General features: G+C 34.8%; 1 protein-coding gene. It reads right to left on the minus strand.

Translation table 11 applies throughout. The features are described from left to right. Nucleotides 1-486: 486 nt before the first annotated feature. The coding region (locus F6K13_RS31205) for a hypothetical protein (RefSeq protein ID WP_287289585.1) at nucleotides 487-1,876 on the minus strand (1,390 nt) is incomplete at its 5' end.

Consider the following 1,876-nt stretch of genomic DNA (forward strand, 5'->3'; position numbering starts at 1 on the left):
TAGAAGAGTAGTCAGGAAGACTGAGTCATGAAGACCGAGTCAGGAGGGAAGAAAAAGAGGATAAATTTTTTTCATCAGTAATTATCCGGACATGATTTAATTAGTTTATTAAACTCTATTTAATATTCAGATATATTTTTTGATACCTTTTTTTCATTTTATAGCAATAGCCAGAGCAGTGAGGACATACACTAATGATGAATCACTAGACAATGTTTTTCCCAGTGTTCCATGTTCCCTGTTCCCTGCTATAAATATTTCACTATTTACCCGATCATGATAAACCATTATGCGACTTGGATTCTCTCCGCTCTTCCTTGTGGAATACAAAGATTTAATCTCTACATTCATCAATTAGCAATTAGCGGAGAGCATTTGTCGCTTGGGAAATAAATAATTACCTTTTTCTCCCTGATTTGTTTTGAATTTTCCCAACTGAAAATTTCAAATTTTGGAATTAATCAAAAGAATCATATTTCTTTGATTTTATCTAGAAAAGGTACGATTTTGCCATCTATTAAGAATGTGATTTTCTGCAATCATAGATGTAGTTTGTAACTCAGAAATTTGCTTTCTTGAAGCCTGTATTGTCTCGACTTGATCGTGAAATTCTTGTTGCAATTTAGTCAGTTTATTTTGATAATCTGTAATTATTTGTTTCTGCAATTCTGACTGTTTTTCTAAAGCTTCATAAGTTTCCTGTGATACCATTGAACCAACTATAGATTCAAGATATTGCAACTTATTGAGTTGCTCCTGTAACTGGTGCTGCAAAGCTTCATAATTTTCTTTTGACACCATTAAATCAGTCTGTTCTTCGAAACTTCGCAACTTATTTTGCTGTTCTTCTGACTGACGCTGCAAAGTCTCATAAACTTCTCTAGAAACCATTGTGGTAATTTGTGCTTCTAGATGTTGCAACTTATCTTGTTGTTTTTCTGACTGATTTTGCAGGGTCTCATAACTTTCCCGCAATACCATTGAAGCTATTTGAGATTCTAGTTTTTGAAGTTGAGCTATTTGCTCTTGTGACTCTTGCTGAAGATTCTGATAAACTTCCTTTGATACCATTGAAGCTATCTGAGATTCTAGTTGCTCAACTTGAGCAATTTGCTCCTGTGATTTGTCTTGCAAAGAATCATAAACTTCCCTAGATACCATCAAAGCAATTTGCTCTTTTAATTGAGCCATTTGCTCTTGTGACTCTTGCTGAAGATTCTGATAAACTTCCTTTGATACCATTGAAGCTATCTGAGATTCTAGTTGCTCAACTTGAGCAATTTGCTCCTGTGATTGGTCTTGCAAAGAATCGTATACTTCCCTAGATACCATCAAAGCAATTTGCTCTTTTAATTGAGCTATTTGCTCTTGTGACTCTTGCTGAAGATTCTGATAAACTTCCTTTGATACCATTGAAGCTATCTGAGACTCTAGTTGCTCAACTTGAGCAATTTGCTCCTGTGATTGGTCTTGCAAAGAATCGTATACTTCCCTAGATACCATCAAAGCAATTTGCTCTTCTAGTTGTTTTAGTTGAGCTAGTTGTCCTTGAGATTCTTGCTGGAGAGTTTTATAACTTTCCTGAGATACCATCAAAGCTACTTGCTCTTCTAGTTGTTTAAGTTGAGCTAGTTGTGCTTGAGACTCTACGATTACTTTTTTATCTTCTTCTAATTGCTTCTGTAAAGTTTCATAACTTTCTCTTGACACCATCGCAGTCATTTGGTATTCCAAATGTTTAATCTGTGCCATCTGAGATGCCAACTCTTGTTGTAAAGTTTGATAACTTTCCGATAACTGATTTTGTACTTCTACAGAGTCAACTAATGGTTCTGGAACTGTTACTATATCCAATTTTTCATCAGATACTTCATTT

The organism is Okeania sp. SIO2B9 (genome assembly GCF_010672505.1).
In the GTDB taxonomy this organism is placed as follows: Bacteria; Cyanobacteriota; Cyanobacteriia; order Cyanobacteriales; family Microcoleaceae; genus Okeania; species Okeania hirsuta.